We start from the raw sequence: 19,218 nt of genomic DNA on the forward strand, positions 1-19,218 counted from the left end.
CCCCCCCCGCATACAGCCTAATCTACCTCTCCACCGGATACAGTACAACATACTAACAAACAGTTAATTACAGACCACAAGCAAAGTACCCTCTACGAGTTATGGTAACTCGCCTCTACGAGTTACAGCAACTCGTTAAAACGAGTTACGGTAAGTCGTTACAGAGAGTTATGGTAACTCGTCAAGACGACTTATGGTAACTTGTCATACGCCCCTCACAAGAGCCTAAAACGAAGGCTATTACGACGGATATTAACTCTGTACATATAGTCACATCCTTCTCTTCACAAAAAAAGGTAGTAGCTCCGTTTCTTCTCCCCCCACTTCTTTCCTTCTCTTTCCCCAAAAGTAGACGAAATGAAACCCTATATCACTTGTGCAAAATCCTTATTATTTTTGTAGGAGAAGAGCACGGGAGGGCACCAGTGATGAGGCCTAGAGACATAAATCTCTTGCCCCCTTCACGTCCTCGGACTAGATTACTACATTGACACTTATGAGTACCGACTGGAAAGAGCATTATACCAGCCACACCACCACAGCCCACGAGGCCGTACGCACCGCTATCAAGAGTGGCGATTACCTCGTTTTCGGACATGCCGTAGCTGCCCCTGTCCAGATCGCGAAAGCATTGTATGACGAACGGGACCACTTCTCGAACCTAAAGGTCTTTCACATGCTCTACTTCGGCGAACCGTGGCACCTTCGCCCCGAGATGAAAGGACATGTACACCCCATCCTTAACTTCCTTGACAAGAATAGTCGCCCAGCCTACACTGAGCGACGCGTGGACTTCCTCCCCTGCTACTTCCACGAGGTACCCGATCTCCTACGCACAGGAGGCTTCCCAATAGATGTAGCCATCGTACAAGTGAGCCGACCCAACGAAGAGGGATACTGCTCTTTCGGTGTCTCGTGTGACTATACGAAGTGTGCAGCCGAGGTCGCTCCGATCGTCATTGCCGAGGTAAACAAACAGATGCCCTTCATCGGTGGCGATAATCTAATCCACGTCTCGAAGCTAGACTACATCATCCCTACAGATGAACCACTCACCGAAATCCCGACAGCCAAGATAGGTCCTACTGAGAAGCGCATCGGCGAAATCTGCGCTGAGCTGATCAACGATGGCGACACCCTACAAATCGGGATTGGAGCTATCCCTGATGCTGTCCTACAGTGCCTGGGAGATAGGAAAGACCTAGGCTTACACACGGAGATGTTCACCGATGGCGTCATGCACATGATGCGCTCAGGTAACATCACTGGGGCAAGGAAGACACTTCACCCCTATAAGGTCGCAAGCTCCATCATCATGGGGTCTCGGGAGCTATATGAGTTCGTTGACAACAACGAGATGATCGAAATGTACCCCGTTGATCACATGAACGATCCCTACATCGTAGGGCAAAATGACAACATGGTCTCCATCAACTCATGCTTGGAAATCGACCTATGTGGTCAGGTTGCCTCCGAAGCAATCGGTCTAGAACAATTCAGTGGGACGGGCGGACAAGTAGACTACCTACGTGGAGTAAAACGCTCGAAGAACGGGCGGTCAATCCTTGCCTTTACATCGACAGCCAAGGAGGGAACGAAATCGCGCATTGTCCCCACCCTCTCAGCGGGAGCCACCGTAACAACAAGTCGTAACGATGTAGACTACATCGCTACTGAATATGGTGCAGTGCGCCTCAAAGGGCTAACCCTTCGTGAGCGTGCTCTAGCACTAGCGAGTATTGCCCACCCTGATTTCCGTCCAGAGCTCCTTTCTGCCATCAAGGAACGTTTCTCCTAGACGGCAGCTGATACCCAACACAACAGCAAACACACAAGTCGTAACATCCCAAGGCTCGACACACCCTAATGTCGAGCCTTGGTCTTTTTAGCACCTCCCCTACCTCACCTCTCTTAATAATCTAGTGTTTATCCCCACTTACGCCCTTCTTCTATGTTGGAGATGTTGTTGTAAAAGCACTACCTTTGCGGTCACGAAACTAGCGGTGTGGTTTTGTGGTCTGCGATAGTGCTTTACGTGGAGAGATCTGGTTGTTTTGAGAGGCAATCTGGGTTGTATTCGGGAGCAGGAGCAATAGACAATTTGCGGATTGTTTTGGTAGTTTAGAAAAAAGCATTACCTTTGCAACCGCAAAAGCGAGGAAGCCTGTTTAGTCAGGAGTTCTAGGGGTGGAAAGCTGGAGACAGTGCCACTTTGACGTATAAGCGATCTTTGAGATAATTGATATTGACAAACAGAAGTGTAGTAACAAACGTTTAGGGAATAAAAGACCTAACCGTCAATTACGGACCTTTACTTAGGTAGAGATACACTAATAGATCTGAAGCAAGAAACATTTCAGAGCAAGACAAACAGAATCAAGTATAATAAAATATTGACAAGGAAGAGTTTGATCCTGGCTCAGGATGAACGCTAGCGATAGGCTTAACACATGCAAGTCGAGGGGCAGCATGGTCTTAGCTTGCTAAGACTGATGGCGACCGGCGCACGGGTGCGTAACGCGTATGCAACTTGCCTCACAGAGGGGGATAACCCGTCGAAAGACGGACTAATACCGCGTACACTCCAGTCTGGGCATCCAGGCTAGAGGAAATGAAATTCGCTGTGAGATAGGCATGCGTCCCATTAGCTAGTTGGTGAGGTAACGGCTCACCAAGGCGACGATGGGTAGGGGAACTGAGAGGTTGAACCCCCACACTGGTACTGAGACACGGACCAGACTCCTACGGGAGGCAGCAGTGAGGAATATTGGTCAATGGGCGAGAGCCTGAACCAGCCAAGTCGCGTGAAGGATGACTGTCTTATGGATTGTAAACTTCTTTTGTAGGGGAATAAAGAATGGTACGTGTACCATAGTGAATGTACCCTACGAATAAGCATCGGCTAACTCCGTGCCAGCAGCCGCGGTAATACGGAGGATGCGAGCGTTATCCGGATTTATTGGGTTTAAAGGGTGCGTAGGCGGCCTGTTAAGTCAGCGGTGAAATCTAGGGGCTTAACTCCTAAATTGCCATTGATACTGGTGGGCTTGAGTGTAGATGAGGTAGGCGGAATGCGTGGTGTAGCGGTGGAATGCATAGATATCACGCAGAACTCCAATTGCGAAGGCAGCTTACTAAGGTACAACTGACGCTGAAGCACGAAAGCGTGGGTATCAAACAGGATTAGATACCCTGGTAGTCCACGCAGTAAACGATGATAACTGGGCGTATGCGATATACAGTATGCTCCTAAGCGAAAGCGTTAAGTTATCCACCTGGGGAGTACGCCGGCAACGGTGAAACTCAAAGGAATTGACGGGGGCCCGCACAAGCGGAGGAACATGTGGTTTAATTCGATGATACGCGAGGAACCTTACCCGGGATTGAAATGTAGACGACGAGCGGTGAAAGTCGCTTTCCCTTCGGGGCTTCTATGTAGGTGCTGCATGGTTGTCGTCAGCTCGTGCCGTGAGGTGTCGGCTTAAGTGCCATAACGAGCGCAACCCCTGTCTACGGTTGCCATCAGGTAATGCTGGGAACTCCGTAGAGACTGCCGTCGTAAGGCGTGAGGAAGGTGGGGATGACGTCAAATCAGCACGGCCCTTACATCCGGGGCGACACACGTGTTACAATGGTGGGGACAAAGGGCAGCTACCTGGCGACAGGATGCGAATCTCCAAACCCCATCACAGTTCGGATCGGAGTCTGCAACTCGACTCCGTGAAGCTGGATTCGCTAGTAATCGCGCATCAGCCATGGCGCGGTGAATACGTTCCCGGGCCTTGTACACACCGCCCGTCAAGCCATGGGAGTCTGGAGTACCTAAAGTCCGTACCTGCGAGGGTCGGCCTAGGGTAATACAGGTGACTGGGGCTAAGTCGTAACAAGGTAGCCGTACCGGAAGGTGCGGCTGGAACACCTCCTTTCTGGAGTTCTGAAAATGGGCTTTAGTATAGTTAGTGTAGTATGTACGTATGCGATGAGTTAGGCTTTCTCTCTTGCGATTGTGCTACCTTCTGATGTCATATCAATCTTATCTCTCCCATAGGGCGGTAGTAGCTGTGCTACTACCGCCCTTTTCACATAAGATATTATCTCTCTCCATCTTCACTAGAATACATATCCCAATGAACCAAGATACCATTCCTGATACCTCCTCTATCTCTTCTCACCACGACAATGAGATTACCTCTGTCGTTGCTTTTATTAACGCAATTAAAGAGGATATAGATGATCCGTTCTCTGAAAATAGAGGGACTGAAGTCTTCTACAGGGGGCATGCTGATGAATCTTGGGATTTGAAGCCTTCAATCGTTAGGTCAGATAAGGGGATAAAGAACGAGCATTTGTTGTTTCGTGATATGGTGGCACATGTGCCACAGGACTTTTCTGAATGCAAGTCTGCATTAGATTACCTTGTCCAGATGCAGCATTATGGCCTGCCTACCCGCCTTCTAGATGTGACAACCAATCCTCTGGTTGCCCTTTACTTTGCCTGTCAGCCAGCTGGTGATACTACTGTCTCTGGCATAGTAAATGCTGCGTTTGATGCTGCTTATGGTATTGCGTTTGATGCTGAAGCCTATGCAGAAAATTATCCAGATGGCTCTTCTATTAGTAGTAATAGTGACCGTTTAGAGGCGATTCTTTCTTCTGTAGGGGTTTTGGCAGGAGTTCTAACTGCAGCTAACACTAAGCATGAAGAGAATCCTATTGGAGCTAGAATGGTTAGCTGTATAGTTGCTTCTCTTATTAAAGAGTTCCCAGATTTAGCAGCTGAGATACAGGCAGGAGTGGATGCAGGGAAAAAGGCTGCGATAGAGGCTGGCCCCAAAGATGGAGCTGTTTATTTATTTTCTGTCCCCGAGAATAGAGTGAAGCATTATGATAGTGAAACGGTCTCTATATTATCTAACCTCGCAAAGTGTGACGATAGCGATATAGATTTCAGTACTAAGCAATCTAGTGATGAGGAAGAGCATAATAGGCTGGAGGAGTTCAATGAGCAACCTAGTATTCAGATTTTACTCCACCAAGTTGAGGAGGAAAAGCCTTACTTTAGCCCGTTAATTGATCCTCATGATTTGGGTAGCGTCTTCCTCGTAAAGGCGAAGTATGGCAACCCAAGGATAACCAATCAAGCAGGAGCATTTTTCCTATTTGGCCTAGGAATTGATCAAGATGATCCACTCGATCTAGAGGAGCAATCTTTAGCAAAAGGAGGGCATGTGGAGATCCCTTCGGATTGGATTAGGCATAAGTTCATTGTCCCGAAGGAGAAGAAAACCAAGATACTTGAGGAGTTGGCACACCTAGGAATAACTGAGTCTTATATCTACCCAGGGATAGAGCAGTATGCTAAGGAGCTGAAGAAGCGGTATAATCTGTAAGTTGGACATTCCCCTCTACCTTTTCCCTTCGGGACTAGCTATACCACAGTGGAGAATCAAAAAGATAGAGATATAAAGGGCGAATAATACCAACAGACATGAACGAGGAGGGAAGATCCCCCCAGAGGCAAACACTGCCTCTAGGGAAATCTTCCCTCCTCGCTTGTGTTTGTGTATTAAGGGAGCGTTGGGCTTTAGGTTCTTTTCGGTTACTAGATCTGCTCCCAAGAAGGTGGGAAGTAGCTGTCCTCGGGATAGGAGATAAGGAGAGGCTTCTTGGGGACAACGACCTTGACTGCATCACCATATTTAGAACACAGAGCACCCCACCAAGAGAATGTGCTATTGGCTAGGACATAGCGCCTAAAGCAAGTCAGGAGAAACAAATCTTGTAGGGGTGTCAATCCCTTGACGAGAACGAGCTGGTAGTTATTGGCCAGTAAACTAAGCTCCTCCCCTATCGCTTCGAAGTCATCAGAGAAGACGAATACCCGCCCAATGGGCTGTTGCTGAGCTTGGAGGGCTAGCCCCTTAGTATAGTGTTCTGCTCCAAAGAGCTGTATGCCCGTATGTTGTAACGCTACGAAATCCCCTCGCCTCAAATGGATAGCAACATCCTCTGGCTGAATCATCGAGGTGTATTCCCTCACAAGGTCAGCAGACGTAGCATGGCGCTCAAGAAATTTACTGACACGCATTCGGAAGTCCGTGCCTACATAGTGGCAGGACTGAAAGTAGCCACTCACCCTGCAAACGAGGGGCAGTGTCCAGCGATGGTTCTCCTGCAGAGGAGGGAGGATATTTTGGAGGTAAATTCCATGCTTGTTTGGCTCCTCTTGATAGTGCTTGATGTGTCGCTCCCATTTCTTGAGCAGACGAAACTCTCGGCTATCAGTATCTACGAACTGAAAGCCAAGGTACGCAATCAGTTCGCTGAAGAGATCACGCCGAGTCCGATCAAGGGACGAAGTGTCAGCCTTCGTTCTCTGAAGTTCATTGAGAAGATAAGGCCGTGTACCCAGCATACGCTGGAGATAGTCTGCATAGGCTAGGATATATAGCTGGTTACCAAGCCCACCGTAGATGGAGAGGTAGATGCGCTTCATTGGGAGAGCGGAGAGATGTCATAATAGATCACTGCTGTACAAATATATGGCTTATCGAGGAATACAGCTAAATAGATTTGGTTCGCCCATTCCAACTTATCGTCATTGATACCTCCTCTCTAGAAGAGGGGAAAAGAAGGCATCAAAACACATTAACTATCAGCAACATACACAAGGGGGACAAAGAGAGGGGAAACGAGTTATAGTAAGTCGTTGTAACGAGTTATGGTAACTCGTCTGAAAGAGTTATGGTAACTCGCGAAAGAGACTTATGGTAAGTCGTTATAACGAGTTATAGTAAGTCATAGAAAAGGACTTTCTCTCTCGGCATTCAACTATATTGGGGGCTAGTCGGTTTTCATTGTGTATTAGCATAATCAAGAAGATATGTCAGACGAAAACGAATACCTCCGCATCGAGGAAGATATAGTCGCTGCACTGCGCACCGTGTATGACCCCGAGATCCCCGTCAATGTCTATGACCTCGGGCTTATCTACTGCGTGGAGCTCACCGATGACAAGTTCGTGACCATCACGATGACCCTTACGGCGCCCAACTGCCCTGCGGCAGACTTCATCCTCGAGGATGTTCGCCTGAAGGTCGAAGATGTCGAGGGCGTAACAGGCGTGGAGATCCAGCTCACCTTTGACCCCGAGTGGAACAAGGATATGATGAGCGAAGAGGCCATGCTGGAGCTTGGCTTCTTGTAGGGCTTACAAGTAAAAGGTAGCACAAACTCTCTGTGAGCAGAGGATAGCTGTGCGATACCCTCGCCCATACAAGTAGCAAAGATAATGGGCGTTTTACCCTACCATCACCTGCTCAGAGCGTAGTACAAGCATCACCTCTTCTCATAGCTCATAAGGCTTCGATAGCTTCACATCGGCATGTAGACTATCTTTGTATCTATATACAAAGCGTTTTAGATATACATGCGGACAAGCGCATGTGTATATCATCCCCAATCAACAATGGAGCAACGGACTAAGGTCTTCTTCACAAGTGATGCCCACCTTGGGTCAGCCTACCACAAGGATCCACGAGCTGTGGAGCAGCGTCTTGTGCGCTGGCTACAGACAATCCAGAGTGAGGCCCGTGCGGTGTACTTCCTCGGTGATATGTTCGACTACTGGTTTGAGTATCGGGCAGTCGTCCCAAGGGGCTATGTGCGCTTCCTCGGACAGGTGGCGATGATGCATGATCAGGGAGTGGAGATTCATTTCTTTGCAGGGAACCATGATGTGTGGTTTAGGGATTACCTGGAGGAAGAGGTGGGAGCCATTATTCATCACCATGCCGAGGTCGTGGAGCTGATGGGTAAGACCTTTCGGTTAGCCCATGGGGATGAAGAGTACTGCATGCAGAAGTTCTCCAACAAATTCCTCTACAAGCTCTTTCGCAACCGTATTGCCCAGGTACTTTATGCCGCAGTGCATCCTCGCTGGACGGTGGGCTTCGCACTCAGTTGCTCGCTTCGTAGCCGCAAACGAGGGATGGCACGAAGGACACTTGGGAATATCCCTCACGCCTACCACAACGATTATTTTAATGTAGAGCAGGAGCTACTCGTGCGCTTTGCCAAGAAGCATAGCGCAGAGCATCCCGAGATCGACTATTACCTATTCGGGCATCGGCATCTTTTGATTGACCTTGCACTGAAGGGAGGCAAAAGGGTCATCGTACTCGGCGATTGGCTGCAATACAACTCCTTCGCTGTATGGGATGGCAAATGCCTTTACATCGATCAGTTCGAGGCCGAATAACAGCAACCCATAAAAGCAAAGTGGCACAAGGAGCATCTACCCCTTGTGCCGCTTAGCATTTATGTCAGTACAGGTCACTACAATTCTCCCACTTGATACGTATTTATCATTTTCCTGATACGGGAATTAGGGTTGTATGGAGGGACTATTATTTTTGTCCCCAGCTACTTCTATCTAGACTTCTGTAATGGATGGCTTCGGCTATATGCTCCTTGCGGATCGCTTCTTCCCCGGCAAGGTCAGCAATCGTTCGGGCAACCTTCAGAATACGGTCATAGGCACGTGCGGAGAGATCTAAACGCTCCATCGCAGCCTTGAGTCGTGCTAGACCCTCGGCATCAGGTCGAGCAAAACGCTGCATCAAGGCTGGGGTCATCTGTGCATTGCAGTGTACATCGGGGAAGGAAGTGAAGCGGGCATTCTGCACCTCACGAGCCGCCATGACACGCCGACGAATAGCCTCACTCCCCTCGGAGGGTCTCATTTCAGAGAGCTTGTCGAAGGGTACAGGGGTGATCTCTACCTGAATATCGATGCGATCAAGCAACGGTCCCGAGACCTTCCCCAGATAACGTTGCACCTGCTGAGGCGTACATTCACAGGGACGAGTCGGATGATTATAGTAACCACAGGGGCAAGGGTTCATAGCCGCCACAAGCATGAAGCCTGCAGGATAGTCCACCGTGAAGCGAGCCCTCGCCACCGTAACCATCCGCTCCTCGAGGGGCTGACGCATGACTTCAAGTACATTACGACTGAACTCTGGGAGTTCGTCAAGAAACAGCACCCCATTGTGCGCTAGACTAATCTCCCCAGGCTGAGGATTGCTACCACCACCAACAAGAGCCACAGGCGAAATAGAATGATGAGGCGCTCGAAAAGGGCGTGTCGCAAGTAGCGTAACATCCCGAGAGAGCTTACCAGCTACAGAATAAATCTTTGTAGTCTCCAACGATTCACGAAGTGTGAAGGGAGGTAAGATCGAAGGGAGGCGCTTGGCCATCATAGACTTCCCACTACCGGGAGCACCAATCATTAGGAGGTTATGCCCACCTGCTGCAGCAACCTCCAGCGCACGCTTCACAGACTCCTGCCCCTTCACCTCTGAGAAATCAAAGACTGATGCCCCCTGTGCTTGATAAAACTCCTCGCGAGTATCCACCTCCACGAGGGGTAGAGACGCTTGACCTGAGAGCATGTCAATGACCCCTCGCAGGCTGTGCGCAGCATGGACGTGGAGCTCATTCACCACGGCAGCCTCACGTGCATTCTCCTCGGGCAAGATAAAGCCCTCAAAGCCTTCTTCTCTGGCTTGTATAGCAATGGGTAAAGCCCCACGAATGGAGCGCACCGTACCATCCAAGGAGAGTTCGCCCATGATCATATACCGCTCCAGCAGGTCATTAGGAATTTGTCCATCGGCCGCTAATATACCGATCGCTAGAGGCAAATCATAAGCTGCCCCCTCCTTCCTCAAATCAGCGGGACTCATATTGATGACAATGCGCTTGCCTGGGAACTTATATCCACTACTCTCAATGGCCGATATAATTCGATCTTGACTCTCCTTAATCGCTGTGTCAGGAAGCCCAACAAGCTGGAAGTATGATCCCGGAGTACAATTCACCTCTATTGTGACTGTACGTGCCTGAATACTCTGCAGAGCTGCAGCATAGGTCTTTATAAGCATGGTTGTGTGTCTATGGTAATAAAAAAGGGAAGGATGCTACTTGATCCTCCCCAGTGTATCGATACGAAAGTGGACTGACTTGGCCTGACCCTCTACTCCAAAAAGCCGACGAGCTTCGCTCACCACGCCCAAACTGTCGGAGAAGACAATCCCATCTAGGCTATCCCTCTTTACCCTTAGACGTGCTGTACTGTCTGAGGTCGTTGGCATGAAGAAGACAGCAATGAGGCTATCGGGCTTTGCCTTCGCACGTAGCTCTCGTATCTCGTGCGAAGGCATTGTGTTTAGCCCCTCAGGAGAGGCAAAGACCACGAGTAAGGGGTGCTTACGATATAAGTCAACAAGATTTCGTTCCTTACCCGAGGCATCTTTTCCGACAAGGTAGGGTGCTTCGGCGGGTAGCTTCATCTTTTGCTCTGGGAAGTTCGTTTGCTCCTTCCATTCCTCCCCTATGAGTTCGAAAAGGCGAACACGCTGACCCGCATCATGCGAGACAAGCACCGAGTGAAAACGAGCTGTGTCAAGATACAGCTCTAGCTTCGTATCAAAATGTGTGAGCGTGTCGGTCATCTGCCCCTCAGGACCTATACAAGTGATGAAAGCAACCGTATCATGACTCGTCTTTGCATCCAGCTGAATCACAAGATGAGAGCCTCGCTGATCTGAGCGACAAGAGCTACCGAACAAGGTAAAAGAGAAAAGAGAGAAAAGCCCAAAGAGAGCTGTGAGTTTATGCATAATCATTTTATAAGAGTTCGTCCTCACGAGTCATAAAGGTAGAGACAGGAAGCCCAGTATCTCCTACCAGATTGGCATCCGTAAACGGCTTCCATCCATAGCGAATAGTAAGTCGCTGCGACCTTATTGACTTCGGAATTGGAATACGTACCACATCACCGAATGCTTCTGCTATAACTGGGTAGATTAACCCATCAGCATCGACTAGCTCAAAGCCTCGAATGGGCTGATGGTCGGAGGTGGTAAGTGTACGCACATCCTTAAAGGAAAGCCTCAGCACCTCTCCCTCATCTGTCTTAACACGGCCTACCCTGCTGATCGATGGACTCCTTGCCGTAAGGGTATCGAAGCCATAGTCGTTATGTAGGGCGAGCAATGCCAAGCGATGCCCAATAGGTTTCTTGTTCTTCGGGTGAACATCATTGGGGTGGCCAAGGTCAGAGGATACCACCATTTCCACTCCATTCTTAGGCTGTTGCATCCTCCTCTGGCTATCACGGAAGTGTGGCCATGTTGGGCGATTAATCGAGGAGAGCTGTACGTAGTAAAAGGAGAGGTTTGACCCAAAGTAATTTTTCCAGCTTGAGGTAAGTAGCGGGAAGAGCTGTTCGTGTGCCTCAACGTTATGCGCATTGGACTCACCTTGATACCATAGTACACCACGTAGACCATAGTGTGCTAAGGGGCGGATACCTGTATCAAAAAGATAGGTGGGCGCATATGGGTGCCGAGCTAGAGGCGTATCCTGTAGCTTCAGGTTTTGCGTTGCTCGCTCTCTGACCCAAGACATGATATAGTCGTTCGTACGCCAATGCCGTAGGATAGCAGGGAGATTTCGTTCAAGAGTCTCTCGATCAATCCATGCCTCTGTGGGAGCTCCCCCTACAGCATTGACGATGATTCCCACTGGGACCTTCAGGCTATCTCGTAGCTCCTTAGCAAAGTGATAGGCAATGGCAGAGGTAGAGGCTACACTATGAGGTGTCGCAGCCTGCCACTGTGCGGGTAAGTAATAATCTAGCCTATTCAGAGAGTCAAGGAACGACACTGGCCAAGGGACAGCATCGGTCACGTGTGCAGGCTTCATGTCGTAGATTCTCAGCTCTGGGTCGTTAGCCTGCTGTGCTAAGTCTTGATCCTTCGTCTCTCGCAGTTGCATAGCCATATTGGACTGACCTGAGCAAAGCCAGACCTCCCCGATGTAGACGGAGTCAAGTTGGATAGTCCGAGACTTTGCTTGAAAGGTCAGCGTATAAGGCCCTCCTGCTTCAGGGGAAGGCAGGGAAACACCCCACGAACCATCGTCTTTTGCCGTAGTGAGAGATGTCAGTCCTCGCTTAGGGTTTATCTTCTGACCTCGCAGGGTAACCTTGACACGCTCCCCAGCGTTCGCCGTACCATTCAGTTGCAGTGGAGCTCCTCGCTGCAGTACCATACCACTCGAATACACACTAGGCAAGCGTAGTCCTCCATAGTCCCCAGTAATGGCTCCATAAACTACCTCAGCTAGGATTCTTGCTCCTTCGGCTGTAGGATGCACGGCATCGGGCAAGTAATGAGGGTAGGGATAGAGTGGTGCGTGCAGGTCAATTAACTGAACACCCGCCCCACGAGCAACACATTCAATCGCCCTTTGTATCTGTCTCTGCCAATCCCGAGTACCCGACTCAAAGCGTGGATGCTCTACGCCAATCGGTGTCGTACGAGCAATGAAGATGCGCATACGTGGGTTTGTACGGCGTAGTGAGTCAATCAGCTGGCGGTAATTGGGTATGAACTCATCTCTATAATTCGGCCAATTACGAGGATCGGTATCGTTCACCCCTAGGTGAATGACAGCAATATCCGCCTTGTATGCCAGGGCCTGCCGATACTCCTCCTGCTCGATGTACGGGCGATGTCCTCTGAAAAGGAGCGTTGCACCAGACTTCCCAAAGTTCGCAACTTCGTACTTCGTACCCAGTAGAGTCTGCAGGACCGCTGGGTATGCCACTCGCTCACGATCCTTCAGTAGATAGCCGTAGGTAATACTATTACCGATACACGCCACGCGTATGGGAGCCTTCCCTTTGGCGTGGGAAACTGCGGGGAAAAAGCTAAAGAGGATAAGAGAGAGAAGGACAGTAAAGAGTCTTTTCATGAGTGAGGAATAGAGAGTTAATACTGGACAAAGCAAGAGGTAAGCGATAAGAGTAGCAGGATGGGGTAAGCGTGATAAATCACAACAGATGATGCTCGGTGAGCTGGATAATACGTTCAATCACTGCGTCCTCCTGATTGTGTAGTGGGTCATAAGGAGACTTGAGGTTTGCCCCTGTGATCCGAGCAAAGATCTGCCAAGTCCACGCCTTAAAGCTCCCGAGGAACGCCTGAACCAATTCGTAGCCCGTCATCCCACACTGTCGATGGATGAGTTTGATGAGAACCTTCCCTTGCCGGAGCGTCAGATCCTTCATCTTCGGTGTCATATCTCGTTTTAGGTCTTTCTCCACCTGTTTCAGGTGTCGCTCTCGCTCCTTCTCGGGCAGGGTCTCCATATACTCGTAGGTCTCGATGATGGTGGCTGCCACATACTTCGCATAGGGATAGGTCTTCTTTACATCCCGAATAAGTCGCCAGAGCTGTTGTCGCTCCTCAGGAGTCAGTGGTCGCAAATTCCGCCGAGCATATACATTGATATCTGGGAGCTCTACCTCGACCAGCGTATCGGCGACGACCTGTGGCTCTGCCACCTGAGGCTCTTGAGCAAATAGAGATATCCCCCCACAAGTGAGGAAGAGAAGGACACTAATGAGCCGAAAGACGAGTGTGGTGCGGAGTCTTGGGGCTGAAAGAGAATCAGGGGAAACATGGTCTATATCAGATATACGTCCATCCTCTGGTATAGCGAAATCACCATACAGCGAGATCCCATGGCCCGTCGCTGAGACACAGCACCCAGCAGGCTGACCACAGACTCCACCAAGCTCCAGCGCATAGCTATCACCTGATCCTCGGCCTACTCCGAATATATGTCGTATGGTATCCATCTACATATTTTGAACGCTTATCTCCCCTATTTATTGGGTACAACTCCACCCCTCATACTCCTCTCAAAAGTACGAAAAAGCTCGACGCCATATACATACTCCACAGGTAATACTCTAAGACGCCAAGCACTTTCCTCATCAAGGGAGACAGACACCCCTAGCCCCAATAAAAGAGTTAGGCTAACTCCCTTACTTGGAGCTAGCCTTAACTCATCTAGTGAATCGCCTGGGGTTCGAACCCAGGACCCCATCCTTAAAAGGGATGTGCTCTGCCAGCTGAGCTAGCGATTCGACCTAAAAGCACTTGACCTCACATAAATCCACTCCTACAATGTCTCTCCCCTTGATGAAAAGCAATCACAACATGAGGCAAAGTGCGGTGCAAAATTAGTGATTTCTCTCGACAAAAGCAACGACGTCCTTATGCCTCTCTCTTATCCCCTCTCCCATAGCCTCACATCTCCTCTCTTCCACCTCTTCACCCTGTGCTTTCTCAATCTATCAACCAGCGGTAACGGTGTAATGAATCTCATCATATCACGAACTTTATCCCCCTCAAACAAGGGAAACAAAAATACAGAAACAACCAGCTTTGATACAACACCTTAGCATTAACAAATCGACCGCCCTTACATCCCTCTTCCACGAGTTACCATAAGTCGTCATCACGAGTTACCATAACTCGTCTCAGCGAGTTACCACAACTTTTTAGGACGACTTACCACAACTCTCTGCAACGAGTTATGGTAAGTCGTCAGAGGGCGATTAGTTACCATAACTCACGCCTCTTTCATCCATGTAAAATCACAGCTTTCCCACCTGGCAGGAGCGCAGTGCAGTTGCAGGAATGAAGAACTTATATTACCTTTGCACCGCAAGACTTGAGAGGCAAACACTCTTCCTTAGCTCAGTTGGTTAGAGCATCTGACTGTTAATCAGAGGGTCCTTGGTTCAAGCCCAAGAGGAAGAGCTTACTCAGTAAGGTTTTTGAGTTTTAGTACACTTGGATGCCCCATAGCAGCATATCGCTATAGGGCATTCATCGTTTTAGTCCCCATCTAATCATGCTACTTATCAGCCTGCTCCAGACCTATCTGCATCCGTGATGATGCGGGGAATAGTTAAAGGGACAGGCAAAGCACACAAGCACACCACGAGAGGTAGGGGACAGATTATCGCATATAGCGTATCTTCGTAGTGTGAAACAAGTTGATTCCCCGCTGAAGGATGGGACATTCCTTCCTCCCCTACTCTACGGATCAGATGATATGCTTGCTCGCCTCGAGCAGGTATTGCCCCCCAAGGCACATACGACAATAGCTGGCCTGCAAGGCTCCTCGGTGGCGTTTATACTCCCCCGCATCCGGAGGGCAGCACCACTCATTGTACTCCTTCGAGACGAAGAGAGAGCAGGCTATCTCTACTCTGACCTAGAGGGGCTGTTGGGTACTGACGCTGTACTCTTCTTCCCTTCGGCTTACCGCCGAGCGATCCGCTATGGGCATCGAGACGAAGCAAGTACGCTCCTTCGCTCCATGGTACTAAGCCAGCTCTACAGCGAAGAGAAGCGTAGCACCTCTCGTCTACCCATCATCGTCACCTACCCCGAGGCTCTGCTGGAGAGCGTACCGAGAGACGAAGAGCAGGCAGCCGACACCTTCATCATACAGAAAGGCGATCTACTGAGCCGAGATGAGCTGAGAGACAAGCTCCTCTCTTGGGGCTTCGAGCGTGTGGACTACGTCTATGAGCCGGGGCAGTTTGCTCTACGTGGTAGTATCTTCGACATCTACTCCTTCACATCGGAGCTACCTTATCGCCTAGACTTCTTCGATGACGAAGTAGAGAGCTTACGCCGCTTCGAGGTGGATAGTCAGCTCTCCATCGAGACACTCAACGAACTCATACTTAGCCCTAATCTAGCCACAACCGAAGGAGTACGGGTCTCACTTCTCTCACTCCTTCCTCAGGGAACACAGCTCGTCATTGAGGGGCGAAATAGCCTAAAGGCACGACTAGAAGCTACGTGGAATGAAGCCCCAATCCTACAAGATGGAGAGGGCTTCGCTGACCTAGAGGCTCTGCGTAAAGCCCTCGTCTCTCCCAGCAATCTACTACTTGAACTTGGTTCTCTTGCTCAATATGAGCTGGTAGCAGATGCTACCCAGGGGGGCATAACCTTCCACACCGAACGACAGCCCTTATTTCATAAGGATTACGATGCCCTCGCTGAGCAGATCCGCACTTGGCAGCGTGAAGGCTTTGCCCTCCATCTATCAGCAAGCTCCGACACAGCCTATGAGCGGGTAACAGATATACTGCATGATCGCTTGCCAGTCGAGTTGATGCCACAGCGCACGCGACTCACTCTGCATGAGGGCTTTGTAGACCTTGACCACCGCTGGGTACTCCTTACCGAGCACGAACTCTTTGATCGTTATCACAAGTACAGCCTACGTAGTGATAAGGCCAGCGCAGGGAAGGTAACACTCTCGCTGAAGGAGCTACAGAGCTTCAATCGTGGAGACCTAGTTGTACATGCCGACCATGGTATCGGGCGTTTCGATGGACTGGTAACGATGGAGCAGCAGGGACGCACCCAAGAGTTCGTCAAGCTCATCTACCGCAACAACGACTCGATCTATGTCAATCTCCATAGCCTGCATAAGCTATCTCACTACCGAACCGGTGGGGAGCAAACGGAGGTCACGCTTAGTGCTGTCGGCTCAGGTGCATGGCAGCGCATCAAGGACAAGACAAAGAAGCGCATCAAGGACATCGCTCGTGACCTCATACGCCTCTATGCCAAGCGTCGGGAGAGCGAGGGCTTTGCCTTCAGTCCCGACAGCTACCTACAGCATGAGCTAGAGGCTTCGTTTGCTTTCGAGGATACTCCTGACCAGGCTGCAGCGACAGTGGCTGTCAAGATGGATATGGAGCGTCCCTACCCGATGGATCGACTCCTCTGCGGGGATGTAGGGTTTGGTAAGACAGAGATTGCGATCAGAGCTGCCTTCAAGGCTGTGACGGATAGCAAGCAGGTAGCGGTACTTGTCCCTACAACGGTTTTGGCCTACCAGCATTATCGCACGTTCACGAAACGCCTTAGAGACTTCCCCGTACGTGTAGATTATATATCTCGCGCACGCACAGCAAAGGAGCTACGAGCCTTACTACAAGACCTCAAGGAGGGGAAGATAGACATCATCATCGGGACTCACCGGCTGACGAGCAAGGATGTCGTATTTCATGATCTAGGACTACTCATTATAGATGAGGAGCAGAAGTTTGGGGTAGCGACGAAGGAGAAACTTCGTCAGCTCCAGGTCAACGTCGATACACTAGCCATGAGTGCCACGCCCATACCTCGTACCCTGCAATTCTCACTCATGGGTGCCCGAGACCTATCTAACCTAAACACCCCACCTGCTAACCGTCGTCCCGTAGAGACTATACTCACAGAGGCCATTCCCTCTGTACTGAGGGAAGCGATAGGCTTTGAGCTCAGCCGAAACGGACAGGTGTATTGTGTGAATAGCCGCATCAACAACATCGAGAACCTTGCTGCTCTCATCCAGCGTGAAGTCCCTGATGCACGTATCGCCGTAGCTCATGGTAGACTTGCACCAAAGGAGATGGAGCAAATCCTCATCGACTTTGGTAACCACGAGTACGATGTGCTTGTAGCGACTAAGATCATCGAGAATGGGATCGACGTACCGAACGCTAATACCATCATGATCCACGATGCCCATCACTACGGGCTGAGTGAGCTACACCAGTTGCGTGGACGTGTAGGGCGAAGTGACCGCAAGGCCTTCTGTTATCTCCTATCCCCTCCTTTAGACAGCCTGAGCGAAGAGTCACGTAGGCGTCTGACAGCCATCGAGAGCTTCAGTGATCTGGGCAGTGGTATCCGCATCGCCCTACAAGACCTTGATCAGCGAGGGGCAGGTAATGTGCTGGGCGTCGAACAGAGTGGGTTCATCGCAGACATGGGCTATGAAACCTACCAGAAGGTATTCACTGAGGCTGTCGAGGAGCTGAAGACAGGGGAGTTTGCCCATATCTATACTGGGGATAGCGAAGGAGAGGGAGCAGGCACCTCGGGGCATTTCGTTGTAGAGACACAGGTAGAGAGTGACCTAGAGCTTTCCTTCCCCAGCACCTATGTACCGCTGGATAGTGAGCGTATCCTCCTCTACCGAGAGCTAGATAGCCTGACAGATGACAAGGCTCTAGAGGCCTTCCGCACACGCATGGAGGACCGCTTCGGTAAGCTCCCCGCCTCTGCCCATGCACTCACCCTCATTCCTCATCTCAGACGCCTGGGGCAGCTGCTCGGTATCGAGAAGGTCGTCTTGAAAGCTGGCTCTATGAGCCTGCACCTCATCGCTGACACAAGTAGTTCCTACTACGCATCAGACGCTTTTGGCCGACTGCTCGACTACGTAGCTCGCAATAACCGTAGCTGTGAGTTCGTTCAACGTACAGGACGCCATATCATCCGTATCAATAACATTCCCACCGTCCCGATGGCCATCTCCACCCTAGAGTACATACTCTCCTCTCGGGGGAAGGACGAAGGGACTAATCTAACAAACAAATGATTTCCAAGAACCTATGCCTCAACGGGCTTGTTCTCTCACTGTGTCTACCTCTGCTCTCTGGGCATGTAGCAGCACAGCAGAAACAATCCATTCATTCGAGCCAAACCTCACAGAAGGCTCTTAATCGTAATAAGACAATGGCAACAGTAACATTCAAGAAGGATCTTACCATCAAGCTCAATGGTGTCCTCCCAGCCGTAGGCTCACAAGCTCCTAACTTCAAGGGCACGAAGACCGACCTCAGCGATGTACATCTCGAGGACTACCGAGGCAAGCGTGTCGTGCTGAACATCTTCCCTAGTGTAGACACAGGCGTATGTGCCGCAAGTGTCCGTCGCTTCAATGCAGAGGCTTCCAAGCTAGAGAATACCGTGGTGCTCTGCATCTCCAAGGACCTCCCCTTCGCTCAAGCACGCTTCTGTGGTGCTGAGGGTCTTGACAAGGTCATCCCTCTCTCTACCTTCCGCTGCAACTGCTTCACCGATGGCTATGGTCTACTACAGACTGATGGCCCTCTCTACGGACTACTAGCCCGTGCTGTCGTAGTCATTGACGAGGCTGGGAAGATCCTCTACACAGAGCTCGTCCCCGAGATCACAAACGAACCCAACTACGAAGCTGCACTCGCTGCACTGAAGTAGTACCAAGGGATACCTCACCCCTCAATAGGGGAATCATCCCTCACCCCTTAGCCCCATCCGACAGTACTGTCCGATGGGGCTTCTCTTTTCCCCATATCCCTTCTCTAAATTACCCTTATAGCACTTCGAGAGAGACCCTTGCAAGGGTCTCGACTGGAACCCATGCATGGGTATCACCCCAAACCCATACATGCATTCCTTACGCACCCCACTGTGGGTATGAAGTACCCCCTGTATAGATCACATGAGG

Annotated in this window: 10 protein-coding genes, 2 tRNA genes, 1 rRNA gene and 1 pseudogene; 8 read left to right on the forward strand and 6 right to left on the reverse strand. The window is 50.2% G+C overall.

Annotated features, from left to right (window positions below; translation table 11 throughout):
* Positions 1 to 496 precede the first annotated feature (496 nt).
* From HMPREF0636_RS05040 to HMPREF0636_RS08580, 3 genes and pseudogenes are all read left to right on the forward strand, one after another.
* Positions 497 to 1,798 (forward strand): acetyl-CoA hydrolase/transferase family protein, encoded by a 1,302-nt coding sequence (locus tag HMPREF0636_RS05040; RefSeq protein WP_044168943.1) that lies wholly within the window; start codon positions 497 to 499, stop codon positions 1,796 to 1,798.
* Positions 1,799 to 2,396: 598 nt separating this feature from the next.
* A 16S ribosomal RNA gene (locus tag HMPREF0636_RS05045) occupies positions 2,397 to 3,926 on the forward strand.
* A 201-nt stretch (positions 3,927 to 4,127) separates the two neighbouring features.
* A pseudogene (locus tag HMPREF0636_RS08580) lies at positions 4,128 to 4,502 on the forward strand (FRG domain-containing protein); the annotation flags it as partial.
* 1,100 nt (positions 4,503 to 5,602) lie between these two features.
* Here the strand turns inward: HMPREF0636_RS08580 and HMPREF0636_RS05055 are convergent.
* Positions 5,603 to 6,496, reverse strand: a complete 894-nt coding sequence (locus tag HMPREF0636_RS05055; protein ID WP_044168945.1) for an alpha-1,2-fucosyltransferase — start codon at positions 6,494 to 6,496, stop codon at positions 5,603 to 5,605.
* 387 nt (positions 6,497 to 6,883) lie between these two features.
* Here HMPREF0636_RS05055 and HMPREF0636_RS05060 point away from each other — a divergent pair, with 387 nt between their 5' ends.
* Positions 6,884 to 7,207, forward strand: coding sequence for a metal-sulfur cluster assembly factor (locus HMPREF0636_RS05060; RefSeq protein ID WP_005468277.1), 324 nt, complete (start codon positions 6,884 to 6,886; stop codon positions 7,205 to 7,207).
* A 261-nt stretch (positions 7,208 to 7,468) separates the two neighbouring features.
* Positions 7,469 to 8,260, forward strand: coding sequence for a UDP-2,3-diacylglucosamine diphosphatase (locus tag HMPREF0636_RS05065; protein WP_044168946.1), 792 nt, complete (start codon positions 7,469 to 7,471; stop codon positions 8,258 to 8,260).
* A gap of 148 nt (positions 8,261 to 8,408) precedes the next feature.
* Here the strand turns inward: HMPREF0636_RS05065 and HMPREF0636_RS05070 are convergent, their stop codons facing one another.
* The 5 genes from HMPREF0636_RS05070 to HMPREF0636_RS05090 all read right to left on the reverse strand — a co-directional run bounded on the left by HMPREF0636_RS05070 (position 8,409) and on the right by HMPREF0636_RS05090 (position 14,008).
* Entirely contained in the window at positions 8,409 to 9,950 is a 1,542-nt protein-coding gene (locus tag HMPREF0636_RS05070; RefSeq protein ID WP_044168947.1) for a YifB family Mg chelatase-like AAA ATPase, read from the reverse strand.
* A 36-nt stretch (positions 9,951 to 9,986) separates the two neighbouring features.
* Positions 9,987 to 10,688: a hypothetical protein gene (locus HMPREF0636_RS05075; protein WP_155807296.1), complete on the reverse strand. Its 702-nt coding sequence runs from the start codon at positions 10,686 to 10,688 to the stop codon at positions 9,987 to 9,989.
* 7 nt (positions 10,689 to 10,695) lie between these two features.
* On the reverse strand, positions 10,696 to 12,828 hold the full coding sequence (locus tag HMPREF0636_RS05080) for a GDSL-type esterase/lipase family protein (RefSeq protein WP_044168949.1): 2,133 nt from the start codon (positions 12,826 to 12,828) through the stop codon (positions 10,696 to 10,698).
* 79 nt (positions 12,829 to 12,907) lie between these two features.
* Positions 12,908 to 13,717 (reverse strand): DUF4294 domain-containing protein, encoded by an 810-nt coding sequence (locus HMPREF0636_RS05085; protein ID WP_081748408.1) that lies wholly within the window; start codon positions 13,715 to 13,717, stop codon positions 12,908 to 12,910.
* Positions 13,718 to 13,935: 218 nt separating this feature from the next.
* A tRNA-Lys gene (locus tag HMPREF0636_RS05090) sits at positions 13,936 to 14,008 on the reverse strand.
* Between the two features lie 605 nt (positions 14,009 to 14,613).
* Here HMPREF0636_RS05090 and HMPREF0636_RS05095 point away from each other — a divergent pair.
* From HMPREF0636_RS05095 to tpx, 3 genes are all read left to right on the forward strand, one after another.
* Positions 14,614 to 14,687, forward strand: a tRNA-Asn gene (locus HMPREF0636_RS05095).
* Between the two features lie 298 nt (positions 14,688 to 14,985).
* Positions 14,986 to 18,327, forward strand: a complete 3,342-nt coding sequence (mfd, locus tag HMPREF0636_RS05100) for a transcription-repair coupling factor (RefSeq protein WP_044168950.1) — start codon at positions 14,986 to 14,988, stop codon at positions 18,325 to 18,327.
* A gap of 137 nt (positions 18,328 to 18,464) precedes the next feature.
* Entirely contained in the window at positions 18,465 to 18,968 is a 504-nt protein-coding gene (gene tpx / locus HMPREF0636_RS05105) for a thiol peroxidase (protein WP_044168986.1), read from the forward strand.
* The last annotated feature ends 250 nt before the right edge of the window (positions 18,969 to 19,218 follow it).

Source organism: Porphyromonas catoniae ATCC 51270, from assembly GCF_000565015.1.
GTDB classification, from domain to species: Bacteria; Bacteroidota; Bacteroidia; order Bacteroidales; family Porphyromonadaceae; genus Porphyromonas; species Porphyromonas catoniae.

Bases quoted from the DNA above. Each gene is read 5' to 3' on its own strand.
- HMPREF0636_RS05040 (WP_044168943.1), top strand. From the start codon at position 497: ATGAGTACCGACTGGAAAGAGCATTATACCAGCCACACCACCACAGCC.
- HMPREF0636_RS05055 (WP_044168945.1), bottom strand. From the start codon at position 6,496: ATGAAGCGCATCTACCTCTCCATCTACGGTGGGCTTGGTAACCAGCTA.
- HMPREF0636_RS05060 (WP_005468277.1), top strand. From the start codon at position 6,884: ATGTCAGACGAAAACGAATACCTCCGCATCGAGGAAGATATAGTCGCT.
- HMPREF0636_RS05065 (WP_044168946.1), top strand. From the start codon at position 7,469: ATGGAGCAACGGACTAAGGTCTTCTTCACAAGTGATGCCCACCTTGGG.
- HMPREF0636_RS05070 (WP_044168947.1), bottom strand. From the start codon at position 9,950: ATGCTTATAAAGACCTATGCTGCAGCTCTGCAGAGTATTCAGGCACGT.
- HMPREF0636_RS05075 (WP_155807296.1), bottom strand. From the start codon at position 10,688: ATGCATAAACTCACAGCTCTCTTTGGGCTTTTCTCTCTTTTCTCTTTT.
- HMPREF0636_RS05080 (WP_044168949.1), bottom strand. From the start codon at position 12,828: ATGAAAAGACTCTTTACTGTCCTTCTCTCTCTTATCCTCTTTAGCTTT.
- HMPREF0636_RS05085 (WP_081748408.1), bottom strand. From the start codon at position 13,717: ATGGATACCATACGACATATATTCGGAGTAGGCCGAGGATCAGGTGAT.
- mfd (WP_044168950.1), top strand. From the start codon at position 14,986: ATGCTTGCTCGCCTCGAGCAGGTATTGCCCCCCAAGGCACATACGACA.
- tpx (WP_044168986.1), top strand. From the start codon at position 18,465: ATGGCAACAGTAACATTCAAGAAGGATCTTACCATCAAGCTCAATGGT.